Origin of the sequence: Allobosea sp. (genome assembly GCF_051860145.1) — a bacterium.
GTDB lineage: Bacteria > Pseudomonadota > Alphaproteobacteria > Rhizobiales > Beijerinckiaceae > Allobosea.
Genome location: NZ_JBHYEM010000016.1, coordinates 41,588 through 63,522 on the forward strand (window position 1 = coordinate 41,588; position 21,935 = coordinate 63,522).

Sequence of the window (21,935 nt, forward strand, 5' to 3'; positions counted from 1 at the left end):
CCGGCTTTTTTGCTCGTTGATCGCTGGTGGTGCAAGCCCTTCTCTAACTTAAGGTTCGCCAGGCCCCGCGCCATTCCAAAAGCGATTAAGCGTGTCAATCAGACCACATCGCTTAGCATAACCCAGCAATTCCAAGGCGCACTCTCGCGCCCCGCTGACGGCTGATATAGCCTGCTCAGTATTGCAAATATTGGAGGGGGCGATCTTGAAGGCAATTGGATCGGCAGCGCTGCTCTGCATTCTCGCGGCGGGCTGCACAACCACAACGGCGGATGGGGTTAAAGTTCGAAACAAACTGACTGTGCACACCGTAGCGAACAAGCCGGTTCAACTTAATGTGTATCGGCATGCTGATAAACAATGCGATCCTATCGGGACGCCAACTCTCAAAATTATTGACCCGCCAAGACTTGGTTCACTGAAGCAGGTTCGTAGTATGGGGTTCCCGAATTTTACGGCTAGTGCGTATGTGCATTGTAATAATCGAAAAGTAGTTGGTTCTGAGATAGTATACACTCCAAGGAACGTCACAGGGCAAGACTCCGCCACCATTGAAATATATTTTTATGACGGAGACGTTTGGAGGCAAAGCTTCGACATTTTTGTTCGATAGCGCGGTATTATCGGCGCAGAGGCGCATTGCTGCCGCTCCATCGGTTCGGTTGGAGCTTTTTTGTTGCTGCAGCGCCTTTTGGTCGTGTCGATGCGGTTCAGTCCTCGAACATTCTGGCATGGGCATAGCTACGCAGGTCGTGAAGATGCCGTCCCCAATGTGATTGGAAGCCGAACCGAAAGTACCAGACGGCATCTGCCGGGCTCGTATTGTCCCACCGCCATGCGACCCCCTGCAGGTCGCATGCAATATCTGTAATATCGTTCAGAGCGTCTCCCACCATTGCTTCGAGAGTCCGCGCGTCGCCTGGCGCGATCTGGTCAGGTCTGACGGTGGTGTAATAGCCGAAACCCGGGAACGCTCGCACCGCTCTTTCGCGCATCTGCTTGTAGGTCGTTTGAGCGGGTATCTCGTCTGGATGCTCGCCCGGCCACTCGTCGGGGCATGCGTGATAGGCCAGCGCCAATCGGTCCAGGGCAACCGCCAAGGCGGCTGCGCGATCGTCAGCGGTTACGCGGCCCTCTGACGTCCGGGAGACGTCCAAGAGGGCCAGATAATTTCTTACGGCGTCGATCAGTTGCCGCCTCCAGCCAGTTTCAGGCGCCGTAGCTCGCGACTTTGAAGGCCCGGCCCGGCTCAGACCCTGATCTTCACATAGCTGCCCGGCGCGTCCCCGAGCGGCGCGAGCTTGCCGCTGCCGGGCTCGCGGGCCGGCACCGTCTTTGGCGCCTGGGCCTTGATCCACTCGAGCCAATGCGGCCACCACGAGCCGGGGTGCTCGGCCGCGCCCTCGATCCAGTCCTCGAAGACGCCCTCCGGCTTCCCGCCGGTCCAGTACTGGTATTTCACCTTGCCCGGCGGATTGATCACACCGGCGATATGGCCCGAGCCGGCCATGACATAATCGACCGGCCCGCCAAAGCATTGCGAGCCGAGGAAGACCGACGGCGCCGGCGCGATATGGTCTTCCTTGGCCGCGAGGTTGTAGACCGGGATCTTGACCGCCTTCAGGTCGAGCGTCTTGCCGCCGATCACCATCTCGCCTTTCGACAGCCGGTTCTCGAGATAGCAGCCGCGCAGGTAGAAGGAGTGGTTCGCCGCCGGCATCCGCGTCGAATCGGAATTCCAGTAGAGCAGGTCGAAGGCCGTCGGCAGCTTGCCCTTGAGGTAGTTGTTGACGGCATAGGACCAGATCAGGTCGTTCGGCCGCAGCATGTTGAAGGCGCCGGCCATGCGCGCGCCGTCGAGATAGCCGCGCTGCGCCATCTGCTCCTCGATGGAGCGGATCTGCTCCTCGTCGACGAAGACCGAGAGCTCGCCGGCCTTCGAGAAATCGACCTGCGTCGTGAAGAAGGTCGCGCTCTCGATCCGCTTGTCCTTCGTCGCCGCCATATAGGCGAGGGTGACGCCGAGCAGCGTGCCGCCGACGCAATAGCCGATCGCCGTGACCCGCTTCTCGCCGGTCGCCTCTTCGATCGCGTCGAGCGCCGCGAAGATGCCCTCGCGCATATAGCTCTCGAAATCCTTGAGCGCGTGGCGCTCGTCGGGATTGACCCAGGAGATGCAGAAAACCGTCAGCCCCTGCGCCACGCACCAGCGGATGAAGCTCTTCTCCGCATTGAGATCGAGGATGTAGAACTTGTTGATCCAGGGCGGCACGATCAGCAGCGGCCGCTTGACGACCTGCTCGGTCGCCGGCGCGTACTGGATCAGCTCCATGATCTCGTTGCGGTAGACCACCTTGCCGGGCGTCGTCGCGATGTTGACGCCGACCTCGAAGGCCCGCCCGTCCGACTGGCGGATCTTGAGCTCGCCGCCGCCGGCCTCGATATCCTCGGCCAGCATCTTCATGCCGCGCACCAGGTTCTCGCCGTTCTGCTTCAGGGTTTCCCGCAGCAGCTCGGGATTGGTCGCGACGAAGTTCGAGGGGGAGAGGGCGCTGGCGATCTGCTTGACGTAGAAGCGCGCCTTCTCCCGCGTATGCGGGTCGAGGTCCTCGGCGCGGTCCACCATCGATTCGGCCCAGCGCGAGCCGATCAGGTAGGCCTGCTTGACGAAGTCGAACATCGGGTGGGCCGACCAGTCCGGATCGGCGAAGCGGGCGTCGCGCTTGTCGGGTTCGACGACCGGCGGGGCCTCCTCGCCGCTGGCGCGCTTCAGGGTGGAGGCCCATAGATTCATGAAATCGCTGGTCAGCGACGCCTGCGCCTCGATGATCTTGGTCGGGTCGGTCACCCAGCGCTCGGCGACGCGGCCGATCGTCTTGACCATCTCGCTGACCTCGTCGGCGGCGCCGGTCTTGGCCTCGCCGCGCTCGATCGGCTTGAGATAGGCGGCCGTGACCTTGCCGGCCTCCTCCATGAAGCGGCTCATGTTCTGGGCGAGCAGGTCGAAATCGGGCGCCGGCGCCTCGTCCGGGCCGGCGGGACCCTTCGACTTGTCGTCGCCAGGCGGGCGCATGACCATCTTCCCCTTGTCGCGTCTTCTGTGGAAGCCATTGCTTCCCATTTTGGTCCCATTAAGGACCTAACCGATATGGTGTATAAAGAGAATTCTGCAACGCGCCGGGCCTATTCATGTCGTTCAACAATCCTATGACGAGGCTCCGGCCTTGGACCGTCATGCTGCTCGCCTGCGGCCCGCTCCTGGCCGGCTGCGCCGGCGACGGCATCAAGGGCGTCGCCGAGGCGACGGGCCTTGCGACCACGCCGCAGGAATCGAAGCCTTTCGTGAAGGAGGCGCGCCGGGGCGATGCCGAATACGTCCCGGTGGGTAGCAGCGTGACCCGGACGGCGCCGCGCAAGCCGGTGGCCGATTTCAAGGCGCTCGAGACCCAGCTCGAGGCCAAGCGCCTCTCCAACGAGGCTGCCGGAAACCAGGCCAAGGTGCTCGGCACCACGCCGCCGCCTGCTCCGGCCGTGATCCCGACCAATTGAGAGCCGCTGCCGGCCGGTTTTCGGCTCCGTAATAGCGCTCTCTTCCGCGATAGAGGGTGAGGCGCTGCTGCCACGCCCGCAGCTTTCGTCGAATCTTGCGTTTAATAATCTGTTCTGACCGAAGATGCGATGCTAAGGGCCGTCAACGCAAAATTGTGACGGGGCCGGTTCGCGCGGCCTGGTCAAGGGACCTGTTTCGAGATGACCGATTTCCATCGCATCAAGCGCCTGCCGCCCTACGTTTTCGAACAGGTCAACAAGATCAAGGCTGCCGAGCGCGCCAAGGGCGTCGACATCATCGATCTCGGCATGGGCAATCCCGACCTGCCGGCCCCGAAGCACGTCATCGACAAGCTGGTCGAGACGGCAGGCAAGCCGCGCACCGACCGCTACTCCGCCTCGAAGGGCATCGCCGGCCTGCGCCGTGCCCAGGCGCATTATTACGGCCGCCGTTTCGGCGTGAAACTCAATCCCGAGACCCAGGTCGTCGCGACGCTCGGCTCCAAGGAGGGCTTCGCCAATATGGCGCAGGCCATCACCGGGCCGGGCGATGTCGTGCTGGTGCCGAATCCGAGCTATCCGATCCACGCCTTCGGCTTCCTGATGGCAGGCGGCGTCATCCGCTCGGTCCCGGCTGAGCCGACGCCTGCCTTCTTCCCGGCGCTGGAGCGGGCGATGATCCATTCGGTGCCGAAGCCGATCGCGCTCGTCACCTGCTATCCGGCGAACCCGACCGCCTATACGGCTTCGCTCGACTTCTATCGCGACCTCGTCGCCTTCGCGAAGAAGCATGAGCTGATCCTGCTCTCGGACCTGGCCTATGCCGAGGTCTATTTCCATGAGAACGATCCGCCGCCCTCGATGCTGCAGGTGCCGGGCGCCATGGACGTTACCGTCGAGTTCACCTCGATGTCCAAGACCTTCTCGATGGCGGGCTGGCGCATGGGCTTCGCCGTCGGCAACGAGCGCCTGCTCGCCGCGCTGGCACGGGTGAAATCCTATCTCGACTATGGCGCCTACACCCCGATCCAGGTCGCGGCCGCCGCAGCCCTCAACGGTCCCGAGGATTGCATCCGCGAAATGCGCGAGACCTATCGCAAGCGCCGCGATGCGCTGGTCGAAAGCTTCGGCAAGGCGGGCTGGGAGTTTCCGGCGCCGAACGCCTCGATGTTCGCCTGGGTGCCGATCCCGGAAAAATTCCGGCATCTCGGCTCGCTGGAGTTCTCCAAGCTGCTGATCGAGAAGGCCGAGGTTGCGGTCGCGCCGGGCATCGGCTTCGGCGAGCATGGCGACGACTACGTCCGCATCGCCATCGTCGAGAACGAGCAGCGCATCCGGCAGGCCGCCCGCAATGTCGGGCGCTTCCTGAAAACCGCCGATCAGACGCTTCACAACGTCATTCAGATGCCGAAGGCGGGGTAGGGCGACGCCGGCGAACTGGCCGTCTGCTTCCACGTCATTGCGAGCGCCAGCGAAGCAATCCAGGAAGGCTCGCTCGACGGCTTCTGGATTGCTTCGTCGCTGTGCTCCTCGCAATGACGACGAGGCGCTGTTGCGCCCTGGCACTGGACCCCGCCGCGAAAACATGGGAACCGAAGCGCCGGGGCTGACGGAGCGAAGGGCAGGGCGCGAGATGATCTCCAAGGGCCGGGTAATCGGAGTGGCTTTTGGCCTGTTCGCGCTGATTTGCCTGGTCTTCACCTATGACTATTCGCGCGGCCGCAACACGCAGACGGATTCGCCCCTGATCTCGGACGTACTGGCTGGGACCCGCTCCAATGAATGCGGCCGCGACGCGACCGATGTCGCAGCGCGCTATTTCCCGCCGGGCCTGGAGCAGGCCGAGGCCGAACGCATCCTCGCGACGGTCGCGATCGCACCGCCAAAGGCCTGGTTCTGGACGCCAGTGATCGAGAACGCGACGACCTGGACCGGGACGACGCTGGAGGCGCTGCACACGATCAAGACCACGGCCTTCGGCAACCAGCTGCTGCGCCTGCACCTGACCTTTGCCGACGGCAAGCTGCACCGGCTGGCGGCGGAGGTCGTCTGCCGCTTCGATTGACGCGGCCGGGCGAGATCGGGCTGGGACGAGCCGAGCTCCGCAGCACCATCTTGCCTCGTCAGATATCCGTTTCGCGGTTCCGTTCGTCGGGATAATATCATTCCGCCTGGATAGGCGCTGGGAGGCCGGCTTCGGCTTCACCCAGCGCCAAGTGAAGCATCCTGTCTCACAGGAGCGCGCAATGGCTTCGACCGACAAGCTCTTCGCGGGCCCGATACCCGAGCTCTACGATCGTCTGCTCGTCCCGCTGCTCTTCGAACCCTACGCGGCCGACCTTGCCGACCGTGTCGCAAAGGCGAAACCGCGGCGCATCCTCGAAGTCGCGGCCGGCACCGGCGCATTGACGCGGGCCATGGCGGCCAGGCTCGACGGCGAGGCGCGCATCGTCGCCTCCGACTTGAACCAGCCGATGCTCGATCAGGCCGTAGGGCGGCTGGGCGCGGATGCAAGGATCACCTGGCCGCAGGCCGACGCGCTCGCGCTTCCGTTCGAGGATGGCGGCTTCGATCTCGTGGCTTGTCAGTTCGGGGTGATGTTCTTTCCAGACAAGGCGGAAGGCTACAAGGAGGCGCGCCGTGTGCTGAAACCCGGCGGGCTCTACGTTTTCAATGTCTGGGACAGCATTGCGGAGAACGAGTTTGCGCGGGTCGTGACGGAGGCGCTGGCGACGGTTTTCCCCGATGATCCGCCCCGTTTCATGGAGCGGGTTCCGCACGGCTACCATGATACGGCTGCGATCCGCCGGGAGCTTGCTGCTGCAGGCTTTGGCGCGATCACGATCGAGGCGGTCGCCCGGAAGAGCAGGGCCGGTTCGGCAGGAGAGGCCGCGCTGGCCTATTGCCAGGGCACGCCGCTGCGAATGGAAATCGAAACGCGCGATCAATCGGGCTTGGAGGCTGCAACACAGGCCGCTGCCGAGGCGCTGGCTCGTCGGTTCGGAGACGGGCCGATCGAAGGGCGGATCAGCGCGCATGTGGTGTCTGCGGTGAAGGTTTGACCGGCTCCGCAACTCGCGCCGAGAAACAACGTTTGCCGCCTCCGACCCAGACCGGGCACGCATCGGCTCCGTTGACTCAAGGGGCTCGCCATGCGACCCCGCGCCACATGAATTCCGCGACCCCTTCCCTCGAAACCACACCCCTTCGCATCGGCCTCGCCGGCCTCGGCACGGTCGGTGCCTCCGTCCTGCGCATCCTCAACCGGCAGGAAAACGCCATCGCGGCCCGTTGCGGCCGTGCCGTTCGGGTGACGGCCGTCTCCGCCCGGGACCGGAGCCGCGACCGCGGCGTCGATCTCAGCGGCTTCGCCTGGTTCGACGATCCGGTCGAGCTGGCGCGGTCGCCCCAGATCGATTGCCTGGTCGAGCTGGTCGGCGGCTCGGACGGTGTGGCCAAGGCCGCGGTCGAGGCCGCGCTCGCGGCCGGCAAGTCGGTCGTCACCGCCAACAAGGCGCTGCTCGCGGCCCATGGCGTCGCGCTGGCGGAGCTCGCCGAGAGCAAGGGCGCCGCGCTCGCCTTCGAGGCCTCGTCGGCGGGCGGCATCCCGGTCGTGAAGACCTTGCGCGAGGCGCTGTCGGGCAACAACGTCACCCGGCTCTACGGCATCCTCAACGGCACCTGCAATTACATCCTCTCGCGCATGGAACAGGAGGGGCTGACCTTCGAGGCCTGCCTGAAGGACGCGCAGCGCCTCGGCTATGCTGAGGCTGATCCGACCTTCGATGTCGAGGGCTACGACACCGCCCACAAGCTCGCCATCCTGACCAGCCTCGCCTTCGGCACGAAGATCGACGCCGAAGCGATTCATGTCGAAGGTATTTCCTCGATCACGCCGCTCGACCTGAAGATGGCCGACGAGCTCGGCTACCGGATCAAGCTGCTCGGCGTCGCCGAGCGCACCAAGACCGGCATCGAGCAGCGCGTGCACCCGACCATGGTCCCGAAATCCTCGGCGATCGCGCAAGTCATGGGCGTCACCAACGCCGTGACCATCGATGCCGACGCCGTCCGCGAGATCACGCTGGTCGGGCCCGGCGCCGGCGGCGACCCGACCGCCTCGGCGGTGGTCGCCGACATCGTCGATGTCGCACGCGGCACGGCCGGACTGCCCTTCGGCCTGCCCGTGGCGCGGCTCGAAACCCCGACGCGCGCGCCGATGCAGCGCCACGAGGGCGGCTATTATGTCCGCCTCGCCGTGGCCGACCGCCCGGGCGCCGCTGCCGCCATCGCGACCCGCATGGCCGAAGCCGACATCTCGCTCGAGAGCATCGTCCAGCGCCGCTCCGAGGCCGCTGCCGCCCGCGATCCGGGCGGGCGCTCCGGCGCGCCGGTGCCGGTCGTGCTGATCACCTACGCCACCAGCGAGCAGGCGATCCGCGCTGCGCTGGAGAAAGTCACCGCCGACGGTCACATTGCCGAGCCGCCGCAGGTGATAAGGATTGAACGCGAATAGGCTTTCGGCGTTTCCATCAACGACCTGCCGATTGCCGACAGCCAGAACGCCTGAGGGAGCCTCATGTCCGAACTCACTATCGCCTCAACCCATATCATCGAGCGCTATCTCTCGATGGAATTGGTCCGCGTCACCGAGCGCGCCGCCGTCTCTGCGGCCCGCCTGCGTGGCCACGGCAACGAGAAGGCGGCCGACCAGGCGGCGGTCGACGCCATGCGGCGCGAGCTCAACCGCCTGCCTATCGACGGCGAGATCGTCATCGGCGAGGGCGAGCGCGACGAGGCGCCGATGCTCTTCATCGGCGAGAAGGTCGGCAACCGGCACGGGCCCAAGGTCCATATCGCCGTCGACCCGCTGGAAGGCACGACGCTGTGCGCCAAGGACATGCCCGGCGCGATCGCCGTCATGGCCATGGCCGAGGCCGGCAAGCTGCTCTATGCGCCCGACGTCTACATGGACAAGATCGCGATCGGCCCGGGCTATGCCCAGGGCGTGATCGATCTCGACGCCTCGCCGACCGACAATATCCACGCCATGGCCAAGGCCAAGGGCGTCAAGCCGCACGAGATCAGCGCGCTCGTCATGGATCGGCCGCGCCATGCCAAGCTGATCGAGGAGATCCGCAAGACCGGCGCCTCGATCCGCCTGATCACCGACGGTGACGTCGCCGGCGTGATCTTCTGCACCGAGCCGGAGAAGACCGGCATCGACATTTATATGGGCATTGGCGGTGCGCCAGAGGGCGTGCTCGCGGCCGCTGCCTTGCGCTGCGTCGGCGGCCAGATGCAGGGCCGTCTCATCCTCGACACCGAGGAGAAGCGCGTCCGCGCCCATGGCATGGGCGTCCTCGACCCGAACAAGAAATACGACATGTCCGAGATGGCCTCGGGCGACGTCATCGTCTCCGCCACGGGCGTCACCGATGGTGGCATGCTGTCGGGCGTCAAGTTCGGCAAGGAGGTCATCGAGACCGAGACGATCGTCTATCGTTCGATCACCGGCACGGTGCGCCGCATCTATGGCGAGCACCGCGAGTTCGGCAAGTTCAAGCTGGATTGAGGGGCTGGCGCGAGGCGCCGCCACCATCGTCGGATCGTCACCAGATGGCCGGGCTCGTCCCGGCCATTTGCGTTTCGGCTAACTCAGAGCAGGATGCGAAAAAGTGGAAACCGGTTTTTCGCATTGATCCTGCTCTAACTCTTTGATGAGAGACGGATTCAGATTTCAGATGGGATCACTGCGTGATGCCATCTGAAATCATCCGGCTCTAAGTCGCGCGTCGCACGCATGGCAGGGGACATGGCAGGGAAATTGGCGCTCCCTGTGGTTTGCGCTAGTGAGGGCCGGTTAGTCAGCTCAGCAATTGCAGCACATCCTCCCATGAACATGAATGCGCCGCCCGGGATCGCCCATCGCGCCGCGATGCCGGTGCTGATCGCCCTGAGCGTCACGCATCTGATGAACGACATGATCCAGTCGCTGATCCCGGCGATCTATCCGATCATCAAGGCTGCCTATTCGCTCGACTTCGGGCAGGTCGGGCTGATCACGCTGACCTTCCAGGTCTCGGCCTCGCTGCTGCAGCCGGTGGTCGGCCTCTACACCGACAAGAATCCGATGCCGTATTCGATGGTCGTCGGCATGGGTTTCACCCTGACCGGCCTGGTCGGTCTGGCCTATGCCGGCAGCTACGCGCTCCTGCTCGTGGCCGCGGCCTGCGTCGGCATCGGCTCGTCGATCTTCCATCCCGAAGCCACCAGGATGGCGCGCAACGCCTCGGGCGGCCAGCACGGGCTCGCTCAGGGGATCTTTCAGGTCGGCGGCCAGACCGGCGGCGCACTGGGGCCCTTGCTGGCGGCGTTCATCATCGTGCCGCGAGGGCAGGGCAGCCTCGCCTGGTTCTCGGCCGCGGCGCTCATCGCCATGATGCTGATGACCTGGATTGCCGGGCGCTATGCGCAAATCGGCAAAGCGCAGGCGGCCGCCAGGCCCGCGGCGCTGAAATCCGCCACCCAGCCTGCGCCGCGGCCGATGGCGAGCATCGTCCTGCCGATCACGATATTGATCATCCTGCTCTTCTCGAAGAACGCGTATTCGTCAAGCTTCACCTCGTTCTACACGTTCTACCTGATCGGGAAGTTCGGCGTGTCGCTGCAGACCTCGCAGGTGATGCTGTTCCTGTTCCTTGGCGCGTCGGCGGCTGGCGCCCTGGCGGGCGGCATGCTCGGCGACAGGATCGGCCGCAACAAGATCATCTGGTTCTCGATCCTGGGGGCGCTGCCCTTCACGCTGATCCTGCCCTATGCCGACCTGTTCTGGACCGGCGTCCTGACCATCGTCATCAACCTGATCATGTCGAGCGCCTTCGCCGCCATCCTGATCTACGCGATGGAGCTTCTGCCGGGCCGGATCGGGCTGGTCGGCGGCTTCTTCTACGGGCTGTCCTTCGGGCTGGGCGGTGTCGCCGCTGCCCTGCTCGGGGAATTCGCGGACAGCCTCGGCATCGAGACGGTTTACCGGATCTGCTCGTTCCTGCCCGCCATCGGATTGCTCGCCTGGTTCCTGCCGAGCCTGAAACCGGCCCGGGCCAGCTAGAGCAGGATGCGAAAAAGTGGGAACCGGTTTTTCGCATCGATCCTGCTCTAACTTATTGGTGAGAGACGGATTCAGATTTCAGATGGAACCGCAAAGCGATTCCATCTGAAATCATCCGGCTCTAGGCCGCAAGCCGGCGCCTGCCTCTCCTCAGCCCACCGCCTTCGCCGCTTCGCGTCCCGCGATCCGGCCCGAGAAGATGCAGCCGCCCAAAAAGGTGCCTTCGAGCGCGCGATAGCCGTGCAGGCCGCCGCCGCCGAAGCCGGCCGCCTCGCCCGCCGCGTAGAGGCCGGGCAGCGCCTCGCCATCGGCGCCGAGCACGCGCGAGGACAGGTCCGTCTCCAGCCCGCCCAGGGATTTCCGGGTCAGGATATTGAGCCGGACCGCGATCAGCGGGCCATAGGCCGGGTCGAGGATGCGGTGCGGCTTGGCCGTGCGGATCAGGCGGTCGCCGAGATAGGCGCGCGCGCCGCGCAGCGCCGTCATTTGCAGGTCCTTGCCGAACGGGTTCGCCACCTCGCGGTCGCGCGCCTCGATCTGGGTGCGCAGATTCGCCGCGTCGAGCAGGTTCTCGCCGCTGAGCGCGTTCATGCGCGCGACCAGCCGGGAGAAATCGCGCTCGACGATGAAATCCTCGCCCTTGTCCATGAAGGCCTGGACGGGCGCCGGAATGCCCCTGGTCGCGCGCTCGAACACCTTGCGCCAGCTCTTGTCGGTCAGGTCGGGGTTCTGCTCCGAGCCGGACAACGCGAATTCCTTGGCGATGATGCCGCGCGTCAGCACGAACCAGGAATAGTCGAACCCGGTCTTGCGCAGGTGCTCCAGCGTGCCGAGCGTGTCGAAGCCCGGAAACAGCGGCACCGGCAGGCGATTGCCGCGCGCATCGAACCAGAGAGACGAGGGGCCGGGCAGGATGCGGATTCCGTGCTGCGGCCAGATCGGGTCCCAGTTCGCGATGCCCTCGACATAGTGCCACATCCGGTCGCGATTGATCAGCCGCCCGCCCGCCGCCTCAGTGATGCCAAGCATCCTGCCGTCGACATGGTCGGGCACGCCCGAGAGCATCTGCCTGGGTGGATCGCCCAGACGCCTCGGCCAGTGTTGCCGGACCAGATCGTGATTGCCGCCGATCCCGCCCGAGGTGACGATCACGGCCTGGGCCTTCAGCGCGAAGGCGCCTGCGGTCTCCCGCGAGCTGGCTTGGCCGCGAGCTGCCTCGCTCGGCTCCAGGATCTCGCCTTCGACGCCGTCGATCGTGCCGGCGCTTGTCGTAAGCCCGGTGACGCGGTGGCGGAAGCGCAGCGAGACCAGTCCTTTGTCCGCCGCTTCGCGTACGCGGCGCAGGAAGGGTTCGAGCACGCCGGGGCCGGTGCCCCAGGTGACATGGAAGCGCGGCACCGAATTGCCGTGACCGGTCGCGAGATAGCCGCCGCGTTCGGCCCAGCCGACGATCGGAAACCAGCGCATGCCTTGGCTGTGCAGCCAGGATCGCTTCTCGCCGGCGGCGAAATCGAGATAGGCCTGCGCCCAGCGTCGCGGCCATTCGTCCTCGGGTCGGTCGAATCCGGCCGAGCCGAGCCAGTCCTGCGTGGCAAGCTCCCGCGAATCGTGGATGCGCAGGCGGCGCTGCTCGGGCGTATCGACCAGGAAAAGCCCGCCGAAGGACCAGAAGGCCTGTCCGCCGAGCGATTGCTCCGGCTCCTGATCGAGCAGGATCACCTTGCGGCCCGCCTCCGCCAGCTCGGCTGTGGCCACGAGGCCGGCCAGACCGCCGCCTATGACGATGGCATCGGCATCGAGCGGCATGGCGCGTCATCCCCCGGCTGTCCTGTCCGGTGTCACTATGGCGCAGCGAATGCCGGTGACAAAGCCATGGCGACGGTTGACGAAGGCCGCGCGCTGCGCGACCCCATGAGCATGAACGTCATCGCCCAGCGCCCGTTCCTCGGCGTCACCCGTTCGGCGCTCGGGCGCGTCTGGCGCGACCGGCTCGATGCGGCGGGCCTCGGCCGAGCCGAGGCGCTGGCCCAGATCGAGGGCATTCCCGACATCGTCGCGCGCGTGCTTGCCGGGCGCGGTGTCGAGGCGGCCGAGGCGGCGCGCTATCTCGAGCCGAAGCTGCGCGATCTCCTGCCCGACCCCTCAACCCTGATCGACATGGATGCGGCCGCCGCGCGGCTGGCGGGCGCCGCCGCGAGCGGCGAGGCCGTGGCGATCTTCGGCGACTATGATGTCGACGGCGCCTGCTCGGCAGCGCTCCTCGCCGGCTTCCTGAAGGCGGCCGGAGCCCGCCCGCGCATCCATATTCCAGACCGGCTGATCGAGGGCTACGGCCCCAACAGCGAGGCCATTGGCATGCTGGCCGGCGAGGGCGCGACCCTGCTGGTCACGGTCGATTGCGGCACGACCAGCCATGAGCCGCTCGCGCAGGCGCGCCGGCTCGGGCTCGATGTGGTCGTGCTCGACCACCACCAGGCGCCCGAGCTGCTGCCGCAGGTCGAGGCGCTGGTGAACCCGAACCGCCAGGACGACCTCTCCGGCCTCGGCCATCTCTGCGCTGCGGGCGTCGTCTTCCTGGCGCTGGTCGCGACCGCGCGCGAGTTGCGCCGGCAGGGCTTCTGGGCAAATCGCGGCGGCGAGCCCGACCTGCTGGCCACCCTCGATCTCGTTGCGCTGGCGACGGTCGCCGACGTGGTGCCGCTCAAGGGGCTGAACCGTGCTTTCGTGCGCCAGGGCATCGCCATCCTGCGCGGGCGTTCGCGGCCGGGCCTCGCAGCGCTGCTCGACATCGCCGGGCTCGACGGGCCGGTGCAGCCCTGGCATCTCGGCTTCCTGCTCGGTCCGCGCATCAATGCAGGCGGCCGCATCGGCGATGCCGGCCTCGGCGCCCGCCTGCTCATGACCGAGGACGAGATCGAGGCGCGCGCCATCGCGGCCGAGCTCAACCGGCTGAACCAGGAGCGGCAGGAGATCGAGAAGCGCGCGGTCGAGGAGGCGATGGCTCAGGCCGATCATGCCCTGATGACCGATCCGGAGCTTCCGGTCCTGCTCGCCGGCTCCGCGAACTGGCATCCCGGCATCGTCGGCCTCGTCGCGGCGCGCCTGAAGGAGCGCTTCCGCCGCCCGGCTTTCGCGCTGGCGCTGAACGGTGAGGGCGGCGCCACCGGCTCGGGCCGCTCGGTGGCTGGCGTCGATCTCGGCCGGGCGGTGCGCCAGGCGGTGGAGGCCGGACTGGCTCTGAAGGGCGGCGGCCATGCGATGGCGGCCGGGATCACGCTGGCAACGGGGCAGGACAAGGCCTTTCACGGCTTTCTGTCCGAGCGGCTCGCGGTGGAGGTCGCTGCCGCGCGCGAATCCGAGGCCCTGCTGGTCGATGCCGCGCTCAGCGCCGGCGGCGCCAATCCGCGGCTTCTGGCCGAGATCGAGAAGGCCGGCCCGTTCGGCTCCGGCTGCCCAGAGCCGACCTTCGTCTTCGCCGCGCATCGTCTGGTCGACGCGGTCGAGATCGGCAGCGGCGGCCATGTCCGGGTCAAGCTGCGCAGCGGGGATGGCGCGACGATCGGCGGCGTCGCCTTCCGGGTGGCGCAGGAGCCGCTCGGCCGGGCCCTGCTGGGCGCGCGCGGCGAGAACGTGCATCTCGCCGCCGGCCTCGCCCTGAACCGCTGGGGCGGCAACGAGACGGTGGAGCTGCGCGTCCTCGACCTTGCCCGCACGGTCTGACGGCGAATAGCCCTTCGGTCTCGGCTGTGCGGTTCTTCTCGCTGTGCGGTTCTTCTCGCTGTGTAAGGCGGCCCGCTCGGCAAACTCGGGCTTGCCGAGCGGGAGATGTCGCACTATAGCTCGCGCCGCTTCCGATGGGTTGCAGTGATTTGCAACCGAAGCCCTGCGGCCTTCGTCTATCGGTTAGGACACCAGCCTTTCACGCTGGGGAGACGGGTTCGACTCCCGTAGGCCGCGCCAGAACTCAACCATTCGGAATAAAGCTGCGAACCTCCCGGCAGCATGGAGGGAATCCCAGCGATCATGCCGCCAACGAGCACCCTCTCTGCGAGATGCTCGAGTTGTCTCCGGTTCTGGATCGGTCGATGCGGCGTTTGTCCTGCCTTACGGATCGTTTCGAACTTGGCTCCGTCAGCCTTTCAGGAAATACATCGCGGCCTTCGCGGCGCTCTCGACATGACGCGTCGCGGCCTGCCTCGCTGCCTCCCCGTCGCGCGAATTGAGGGCCTCCATGAGCTCTGACAGCTCGCGCATGCTTTCGCGGCTGCGTCCGGGTGCCTGAAGCGACGTTGCCCGAAGCAGCATGATCCGCGCATTGAGCATCTTGAGACTCAGCCCCAGGGCACTGTTTCCCGATCCGTCGATGAGGCAGTCGTAGAACTTGTTCTTGGCATCGAGCCGCGCCATCGGGTCGGCCACGTCGAAGGATGCGCGCAGCCGCTCGAAGGCCTGGGTCAGTGCCACGCGTTGCGCATCCGTCGCCTTTTCGGCGAAGAGCTTGCAGGCGAGGCCCTCGAGCTGGATTCGGACCTCGTAGATGTCGCGGGCCTGATCGGCGGAGAGCGTCGCGACGACCGGGCCGCGATGCGGTACGACCTCGATCAAGCCCTCCGACTCCAGCTGGCGCAGCGCTTCGCGGATCAATGTACGGCTGACGCCGGTCAATTCGCAGAGCTCGCGCTCCGGCAGGCGCTCGCCGCCCTTGAAGCGCCCTGTGGCGATCGCATAGCGGATATTCTCGGTGACGCTGTGGCGCAACGGTGCCGCCACGCGCTCGACGCGAAAGTCGCGCTCCGGAAACGCCGCATCATTCATCACCGTCCGCTTGCTCCCTGACCTGACGCTGCATTGGCCATGTCATATCCGTCACCAGTATTCTAGCGCAGGCCCATGATTGCGCATAATCACGACGGCAGCGGGCACAAGACCGAAAGTCCGATGCCTGCTGCCGCGATCGCAGCCGACTACTGGGTCGGCTTGCCGAGCGCCTGACGGACCTGGTTGATATAGGCCGGTCCGTCGAAACCGACTTCCTTCGCGCGCGCAAGCCAGCTGTCATAGGCGGCTTTCGCGTATTTCGGGTCGTTGACAACCGCCCGCTCCTGCTCGGAGGCGCTCCAGGGCTCAACGCTATGCTTCTTCATGTTGTCGAGTGCCGACTGAACGAAGGCGTTGTAGGTCCCGAAGGCATCCTTCTGGAGCCCGTCCATCGCGCTTTGCACCTGAGCCCGGACATCGGCCGGCATGCCCTCCCATTCCGCCTTGTTGATCAGGATAGCCCAGCCGGTGATGGCTCCGACGCCCCAGTCCTGCACGTTCTTCGCCAGCCGCCAGAACTCCATCGCGCCGCCGACGCAGGTCGAGATGAAGACCCCGTCGATGACGCCACGCTCGAGCGCCGGCATGATTTCAGTGGTCGCCATCGGCGTCGGTTTGGCGCCGAGCGCGTTCATCTGCGCCGCCGTCTGCGGGTTATGGACGCGCAGACGCTTGTTCTTGAAGTCCTCGACCGTGCGGATCGGTGTCTTCGAGAACAGCCGGGTCGGGCACCAGGCGCCTTCGGCGAGCACCACCGCGCCCCACTTCTCCTCCCAAATCTTGGCGACGTCCTTGGCCCAGAAGGCGTCTCGCACCTTCTGGTACTCTTCGACATTGTTGATCAGGCCGGGCAAGTTGAAGATGCCCATGCGCGGCTCGTCGGCGGCGAGATAAGTGTGAAGCGAAGCCGACATCGGCAGGCGGCCGTCGCGCACGGCTGACGCGATTTGCGCCGGAGCGACCAGAGAATCGCTGACCGTTACCGAGACCCGGCCATTCGTCGCCTTGGCGACGCGCTCCGGCACGCTTGCGGTCATAGCGGAATAAGCATCGCCCGGTGAGACGATGATGCCCATCGTCAGGTCGATCTTCTGGGCCTGGGCCATGCCCGGTACGCCGACCGCGAAGACTGCCCCGACAAAGGCAGCGAGCAGGCTATGGGTTTGGCGCGGCTCGGCCGCCGTCCTGGATATGAGCATTCGGTCCTCCCATGGATTCAATGTTTGTCAGGCGGAACCTTGCGTCCGCCCTCTTGGCGACGACCACGCGGATCTCGATGCGATCCCATATATCCGTCATCCAATCATACAATATGACCGTACTATTGCGCGCCAATCAAGCGCCGTGCTAACGCAGCCCCGACAATGTTTCGGGAGATACGCCTATGGCCGACGCGATCGTGGCGACGGGAACGCTGGAAACCCCCGAGGAAATCCGCTCCCCGGTGATCCGCGGCATCGACAGGCTCTCCGATCTCGGCGGTTTCATCGGCGCGCTCGCCCTCGTGGCGATGACCGCGATCGTCGTGTTCGAGGTGATCTCACGCTATGCCTTCAACGAGCCAACGAGCTGGGTGACCGAGATCGGCACCTATCTCTTCGTCGCGATCGTCTTCTTCGGCATGGCGCCGGCGCAGCGCGCCAATTCCCACATTCAAGTCGAGATCCTGGTCGATTCCGTCTCAACGGAGTGGCGCACCCGTCTCGAGCTGGTGACGCTCTGGCTGGGCCTCACCTTCGTCGTGTTCACCGCCTGGCACACGGCGCGCTTCACCTTCCTCGAATATGTCCATGGTGCGCGCGACTGGGGGTTGCTCGGTACGCCTCAATGGCTGCCGCAGATTCCGATGACGCTCGGCCTGATCCTTTTCGCGGTGGCTATCCTGCGCGATCTGCATGAATTGCGGCCGCCTCGCTCGGTGGTAGCGCAATGGATCGTCCCGGTGGTCGCGCTGGCGCTGACGGCGGCCCTTATGGCGATGGGCCGCTCCGATTGGCGTATTCCCGGCACACGCTTCGACTGGGGCTCGATCCTGATCTGCGGCGCGGTGGCCGTCGCCATGGTCGCCTGGAGCGGCTGGCGCATCGCCGCGGCCACGGTGATCGCCTTCGGCGGCCTGGCGCTGGTCTTCTACCTGTCGCGCGGCACCTCGCTGCTCTGGCTCGGCAGCCTGCTCGGCCTCACCCTGCTGGTGCTGCTCTTCGCCGGCGTGCGCGTTGCCTTCGCCATGGGTATCGTGGGGCTGCTCGGCCTCTATTTCCTGCTGCCGCAGGCGCAGCTTCCGGTGCTGGCCGACCGCTCCTGGACCAGCATCAACAGCTTCACGCTCACCGCCGTGCCGAGCTTCGTTCTGATGGGGGCACTGCTCGTCCGCAGCGGCATCACTACCGAACTGTTCGACGCGCTGGTCGCCTGGTTCGGCAAGACGCCGGGCGGCCTCGCCCATGCCAGCGTCGCGGCATCGGCCACCTTCGCCGCCGTCTGCGGCTCGAGCCTAGCCACGGCCGCGACACTCGGCTCCGTCGCTGCGCCCGAAATGGTCAAGCGCGGCTACAGCCCCCGCCTGACCTACGGCGTTGTCGCTGCAGGCGCGACGCTCGGCATCCTCATCCCGCCCTCGATCGCGATGATCATCTACGGCAACGTCGTCGGCGTCGCCGTCACGCAGCTCTTCCTAGCTGGCATCATTCCCGGCCTGCTGCTGTCGCTGCTGTTCATGGTCACGGTCTTTATCTGGGGGCTGGTTTCGCCCGGCGCGATCCCGAAGGGCGAAGCCTATTCCTGGGGGCGCAAGCTCAGCTCCGCCGTCGGCGTGCTGCCCTTCCTGTTCCTAATCGCGGCCGTGCTCGGCTCACTCTATCTCGGCATCGCGACGCCGACCGAGGCCGGCGCGATCGGCGCTGTCGCGGCGCTCGGGATGGCGGTGAAGCGCGGCAGGCTCGATTGGGACGCCTTCTATGCCTGCCTGATCGACACGGTGAAGGTCACGGCCTTCATCATGCTGATCGTGGTCGGTGCGGCGATCATGAGCTGGGTGTTTGACTATCTGCGGCTGCCGCGCGCCATGGTGCAACTCGTCACCGACGCGAACCTCGCGCCCTGGCTCGTCTTCGCGATCATCGTCGGGATCTACCTGATCCTCGGCTGCTTCATCGAATCGATCGCGATGATGCTGATGACGCTGAGCGTCACGTTCCCCGTCATCGTCTCGATCGGCCTCGATCCGATCTGGTTCGGTGTCGTGCTGGTGCTGCTCGTCGAGATCGGGCTGGTGACGCCGCCGGTGGGGCTCGTACTGTTCGTCCTCAAGGGCATGAGCGGCAACGTGGCGCTGCGGGACATCGCCTATGGCGTCATCCCCTATATCTTCGTGATGCTGGGCTTCATCTGGCTGCTCTATTTCTTCCCCGGGATCGTGACCTGGCTGCCGAAGCAGGTCGGTTGAGCCACGACGCGTCCTGACCCATCGAGAGCACCTGCATGATTTCCCGTAGCCTATCCCGCTTCGTTGTCGACTCGCAGTGGCGCGACATGCCCGAGGCGTTGCGCCACGAAGCGAAGCGCTCTGTCGTCAACGTCATTGGCACTGCCCTCGGCGGCTCGAGCGACGACGCCACGCGCCGCGCGGCGGAGACTCTGGCGCCCTTCTCCTCACCGGCGGAATCGACCGTGATCGGCCGGCGCGAGCAGATGAGCTGCCTTGACGCAGCGTTCACCAATGCGCTCGCCGGCAATGTCTTCGATTTCGACGACACGCATCCCGGCACGATCATCCATCCGTCCGCCCCGGTCGCCCCGCCGCTCTTCGCCTTCGCCCAGCGGCACTCGATGACAGGCGCGAAACTGCTTCACGCCTTCATCTTGGGCGTTGAGATCGAATGCCGTCTCGGCAACGCCATCTCGCCCTTCCACTACAAGAAGGGCTGGCACATCACCGCAACCTGCGGCGTGTTCGGCGCAGCGGCGGCCATCGGCAAGGTACTCGGGCTGGACGAGACGCGCATGCTCTGGGCGCTCGGCAATGCCTCGGCCCAGTCATGCGGACTGGTCGAGACATTGGGCACCATGGCCAAGAGCATCGGCGTCGGACAATCGGCACGGGGCGGGCTGTTGGCGGCGCTGCTGGCGCAGAACGGCGTCGAGGGGCCAGAGCTACCGGTGGAGGGGCCACGCGGCTTCCTGCAGGTTATGGGCGGCGAACCGGATTTTGACGGCCTGACCGAAGGGCTCGGCCAGCGCTGGGAGCTGCTGCGCAACACCTACAAGCCTTATCCTTGTGGCGTCGTGCTGAACCCGGTCATCGATGCAGTGCTCGCTCTCCGGGAGCAGAATTTCGTGCCGCCGGAGCGTATCGCCGGCATCCGCGTGCTCGGCCATCCCCTGCTCGGCGAGCGGGCCGATCGTCCGGCCGTCACGACCGGCCGCGAGGCGCAGGTCAGCGCCCAGCATGCCGTCGCGGTTGCCTGGCTCGACGGGCGCGCGGGGGTCACGGAATTCAGTGATGCCCGCGTCAGGGCGGCGGATGTGCTGGCGCTGCGCAGCAAGGTTTCGGTCGGTCAGGCGGCAGGCCACACGGTCGATGGCGCGCGGGTCGAGATCACGCTCTCCAATGGCGGCGTGCTCGACCATGTCGTCGATGCGGCGCGCGGCAGCACCGACAATCCGCTGTCCGACGCCGAAATCTCGGAGAAGTTCCGAACGCTCGCCGCCCATGGCTGCCCGGGCTTCGACCCCGAGCCGCTGCTGACCGCCCTGTGGGGCCTCGACGAAGCGCTCGATGCCGGAAGCGTCATCGCGATGGCCGCCTCCGGCTGACGCGCTCAGCGCGCCTGCCAGCCCCCGTCGATTGGCAAGGTCGTGCCGGTCATGTCCTGCCCGGCCGGACTGCATAGGAAGACGAGCAACGCCGCGACGCTGTCCAGCGCAACGAAGCGTTCCGTCGGATGGCGAGGTGCGATGTAGTCCTGCGCTGCCTTGTCCTCGCTGACACCCTGCTCGCGCGCGATGCCCGCAATCCGCTCGAGGATCGCGGGGGAGGGCACCGTGCCGGGACAGAGCGCATTGCAGGTGATGCCGGTTTGCGCCGTCTCGATCGCGATTGCCCGCGTCATGCCGAGCAGCGCCGTCTTGGTGGTGACATAGTCGATGCGGTTCTCGGCGCCGCGCGCGCCATAGATCGAGGACAGATTGACGATCCGGCCCCAGCCCTTTGCCTTCATGCCGGGCAGCGCGAGGCGCGCCGCATGAAAGGCGGCGGACAGATTGACCGCGAGCGAGGCGTCCCATTGCGCGGCGGTGAAGCTCTCGATCGGCTGGAAATGCCGGATGACGGCATTGTTGACCAAGATATCGACCGGCCCGGCGCGTCCGGCAGCCGCTGTCATCATCGCCTCGATCTGCTCGGCCTTCGCCAGATCCGCGCCATCGAACGCGACTTCGACGCTGGCCTCCTCGGCCAACGCGGCCGCCACGGCTTCGCCGACGCCCGGCGCAGCCAGGCCGTTCAGCGTGACGGAAGCTCCCTGCAGCGCCAGCCCGCGCGCCATCGCATATCCCAGCCCGGCGACCGAGCCCGTGACGAGCGCATGCCGCCCTTCGAGTATCCTGCCGGTCATGGCAACTCCTTCGGCGTCTCGTCGAGCCGCACCGCGATGCCTGTCAGCTCGGCCGAGACTGGCGGGTAGATCGCCATCACCAGCGGGTCATGGCCCGGCACGACGTGCTGTGGCGAATCGGCCAGCCGGTGGATGGTGCGGTAGCCTTCCATCATCGCGCCAGCGTCGTGCACGGCCGGGAAGGGCAGGCCCTTCTGCATGTTCATGTAGAGATGCGAGGCGTCCGACGCGATCACGACCCAGCCGCGCTTCGTCCAGACCCGTACGATCTGGAGCCCGCCGGAATGGCCGCCGGTGCGATGCAGCGTCAGCCCGTCGGCCAGTTCGACGGTTCCGTCATGGAAGGCGACGCGCCCGGCATAGACGTGGCGCACGAAGGAGACGACGTCCTCGACATGGAAGGGATGGCGCAGGAAGCCGTGGCACATGCAGCGCCCGGTCGCATAGGCGACTTCCGCATCCTGGACATGGAAGCAGGCGCGCGGAAAGGCGCCGAGCGTGCCGGCGTGGTCGTAGTGCAGGTGGGTCAGGATCACCTCGTCTACCTTGGCGGCGTCGATGCCGATCAGGGCGAGCGCCTCATGGGGCTTGCGGATCAGGTCGCGTTTGCGCGCGACCGCCTGTTCCGTGTCGAAGCCCGTGTCGATGATGAAGGTCCGGTCGGAACGCTGGGCGACCCAGACGAAATAGTCGAGGTCCGAACCGTCCTCATGCGGATCGCCCCCGATCATGTTGTCCCAGGCTTTGCGTCCGCCATGGTTGGCATAGCGCAGGGCATAGAGCGCGAAGGGCTCGGGCGCGCTGGCCCGGCCATGCTGCGTCGTCGTCATTCTGGCCTTCTC

At 66.1% G+C, this 21,935-nt stretch carries 17 protein-coding genes and 1 tRNA gene; 11 read left to right on the forward strand and 7 right to left on the reverse strand.

What is annotated here, in order from left to right; all coding sequences use genetic code 11:
* Positions 1 to 710 precede the first annotated feature (710 nt).
* Both ACTIF2_RS21285 and ACTIF2_RS21290 read right to left on the reverse strand, forming a co-directional pair.
* A complete protein-coding gene (locus ACTIF2_RS21285; protein ID WP_439499119.1) occupies positions 711 to 1,100 on the reverse strand; it encodes a DUF5063 domain-containing protein in 390 nt (129 codons plus the stop codon).
* A 149-nt stretch (positions 1,101 to 1,249) separates the two neighbouring features.
* On the reverse strand, positions 1,250 to 3,073 hold the full coding sequence (locus tag ACTIF2_RS21290) for a PHA/PHB synthase family protein (RefSeq protein ID WP_439499120.1): 1,824 nt from the start codon (positions 3,071 to 3,073) through the stop codon (positions 1,250 to 1,252).
* A 161-nt stretch (positions 3,074 to 3,234) separates the two neighbouring features.
* On the opposite strand from ACTIF2_RS21290, the gene ACTIF2_RS21295 reads away from it, so the two are divergent.
* The 7 genes from ACTIF2_RS21295 to ACTIF2_RS21325 all read left to right on the forward strand — a co-directional run bounded on the left by ACTIF2_RS21295 (position 3,235) and on the right by ACTIF2_RS21325 (position 10,660).
* Positions 3,235 to 3,549, forward strand: a complete 315-nt coding sequence (locus ACTIF2_RS21295; RefSeq protein ID WP_439499121.1) for a hypothetical protein — start codon at positions 3,235 to 3,237, stop codon at positions 3,547 to 3,549.
* A 201-nt stretch (positions 3,550 to 3,750) separates the two neighbouring features.
* Positions 3,751 to 4,971 (forward strand): LL-diaminopimelate aminotransferase, encoded by a 1,221-nt coding sequence (locus ACTIF2_RS21300; protein WP_439499122.1) that lies wholly within the window; start codon positions 3,751 to 3,753, stop codon positions 4,969 to 4,971.
* A gap of 163 nt (positions 4,972 to 5,134) precedes the next feature.
* On the forward strand, positions 5,135 to 5,614 hold the full coding sequence (locus ACTIF2_RS21305; RefSeq protein WP_439499123.1) for a hypothetical protein: 480 nt from the start codon (positions 5,135 to 5,137) through the stop codon (positions 5,612 to 5,614).
* 181 nt (positions 5,615 to 5,795) lie between these two features.
* Entirely contained in the window at positions 5,796 to 6,611 is an 816-nt protein-coding gene (locus tag ACTIF2_RS21310; protein WP_439499124.1) for a class I SAM-dependent methyltransferase, read from the forward strand.
* Between the two features lie 107 nt (positions 6,612 to 6,718).
* Positions 6,719 to 8,065 carry a homoserine dehydrogenase gene (locus ACTIF2_RS21315; protein ID WP_439499125.1) on the forward strand — a complete coding sequence of 449 codons (1,347 nt, stop codon included), beginning with the start codon at positions 6,719 to 6,721 and terminating at the stop codon, positions 8,063 to 8,065.
* 63 nt (positions 8,066 to 8,128) lie between these two features.
* Complete coding sequence (gene glpX / locus ACTIF2_RS21320; protein WP_439499126.1) at positions 8,129 to 9,124, forward strand: class II fructose-bisphosphatase; 996 nt, start codon at positions 8,129 to 8,131, stop codon at positions 9,122 to 9,124.
* A gap of 321 nt (positions 9,125 to 9,445) precedes the next feature.
* Positions 9,446 to 10,660 (forward strand): MFS transporter, encoded by a 1,215-nt coding sequence (locus ACTIF2_RS21325; RefSeq protein WP_465248474.1) that lies wholly within the window; start codon positions 9,446 to 9,448, stop codon positions 10,658 to 10,660.
* A 150-nt stretch (positions 10,661 to 10,810) separates the two neighbouring features.
* Here ACTIF2_RS21325 and ACTIF2_RS21330 read toward each other — a convergent pair whose 3' ends face one another.
* Positions 10,811 to 12,466 (reverse strand): FAD-binding dehydrogenase, encoded by a 1,656-nt coding sequence (locus ACTIF2_RS21330; protein ID WP_439499127.1) that lies wholly within the window; start codon positions 12,464 to 12,466, stop codon positions 10,811 to 10,813.
* 105 nt (positions 12,467 to 12,571) lie between these two features.
* Between ACTIF2_RS21330 and recJ the strand changes: the two genes are divergently transcribed.
* Both recJ and ACTIF2_RS21340 read left to right on the forward strand, forming a co-directional pair.
* Entirely contained in the window at positions 12,572 to 14,380 is a 1,809-nt protein-coding gene (recJ, locus tag ACTIF2_RS21335) for a single-stranded-DNA-specific exonuclease RecJ (protein WP_439499168.1), read from the forward strand.
* A 165-nt stretch (positions 14,381 to 14,545) separates the two neighbouring features.
* Positions 14,546 to 14,620 (forward strand) — tRNA-Glu (locus ACTIF2_RS21340).
* 171 nt (positions 14,621 to 14,791) lie between these two features.
* On the opposite strand, the gene ACTIF2_RS21345 is transcribed toward ACTIF2_RS21340, so the two are convergent.
* Together ACTIF2_RS21345 and dctP are read right to left on the reverse strand one after the other, a co-directional pair.
* Complete coding sequence (locus ACTIF2_RS21345; protein ID WP_439499169.1) at positions 14,792 to 15,475, reverse strand: GntR family transcriptional regulator; 684 nt, start codon at positions 15,473 to 15,475, stop codon at positions 14,792 to 14,794.
* 149 nt (positions 15,476 to 15,624) lie between these two features.
* On the reverse strand, positions 15,625 to 16,677 hold the full coding sequence (gene dctP / locus ACTIF2_RS21350; protein WP_439499128.1) for a TRAP transporter substrate-binding protein DctP: 1,053 nt from the start codon (positions 16,675 to 16,677) through the stop codon (positions 15,625 to 15,627).
* A gap of 185 nt (positions 16,678 to 16,862) precedes the next feature.
* Here dctP and ACTIF2_RS21355 point away from each other — a divergent pair, with 185 nt between their 5' ends.
* Both ACTIF2_RS21355 and ACTIF2_RS21360 read left to right on the forward strand, forming a co-directional pair.
* Positions 16,863 to 18,923, forward strand: coding sequence for a TRAP transporter large permease subunit (locus ACTIF2_RS21355; protein ID WP_439499129.1), 2,061 nt, complete (start codon positions 16,863 to 16,865; stop codon positions 18,921 to 18,923).
* Between the two features lie 35 nt (positions 18,924 to 18,958).
* Complete coding sequence (locus ACTIF2_RS21360; protein WP_439499130.1) at positions 18,959 to 20,293, forward strand: MmgE/PrpD family protein; 1,335 nt, start codon at positions 18,959 to 18,961, stop codon at positions 20,291 to 20,293.
* A 5-nt stretch (positions 20,294 to 20,298) separates the two neighbouring features.
* Here the strand turns inward: ACTIF2_RS21360 and ACTIF2_RS21365 are convergent, their stop codons facing one another.
* Together ACTIF2_RS21365 and ACTIF2_RS21370 are read right to left on the reverse strand one after the other, a co-directional pair.
* Positions 20,299 to 21,093: an SDR family oxidoreductase gene (locus ACTIF2_RS21365; RefSeq protein WP_439499131.1), complete on the reverse strand. Its 795-nt coding sequence runs from the start codon at positions 21,091 to 21,093 to the stop codon at positions 20,299 to 20,301.
* Positions 21,090 to 21,923, reverse strand: a complete 834-nt coding sequence (locus tag ACTIF2_RS21370) for an N-acyl homoserine lactonase family protein (protein WP_439499132.1) — start codon at positions 21,921 to 21,923, stop codon at positions 21,090 to 21,092. Before ACTIF2_RS21370 ends, ACTIF2_RS21365 begins: the two co-directional genes overlap by 4 nt.
* Between the last annotated feature and the right edge of the window lie 12 nt (positions 21,924 to 21,935).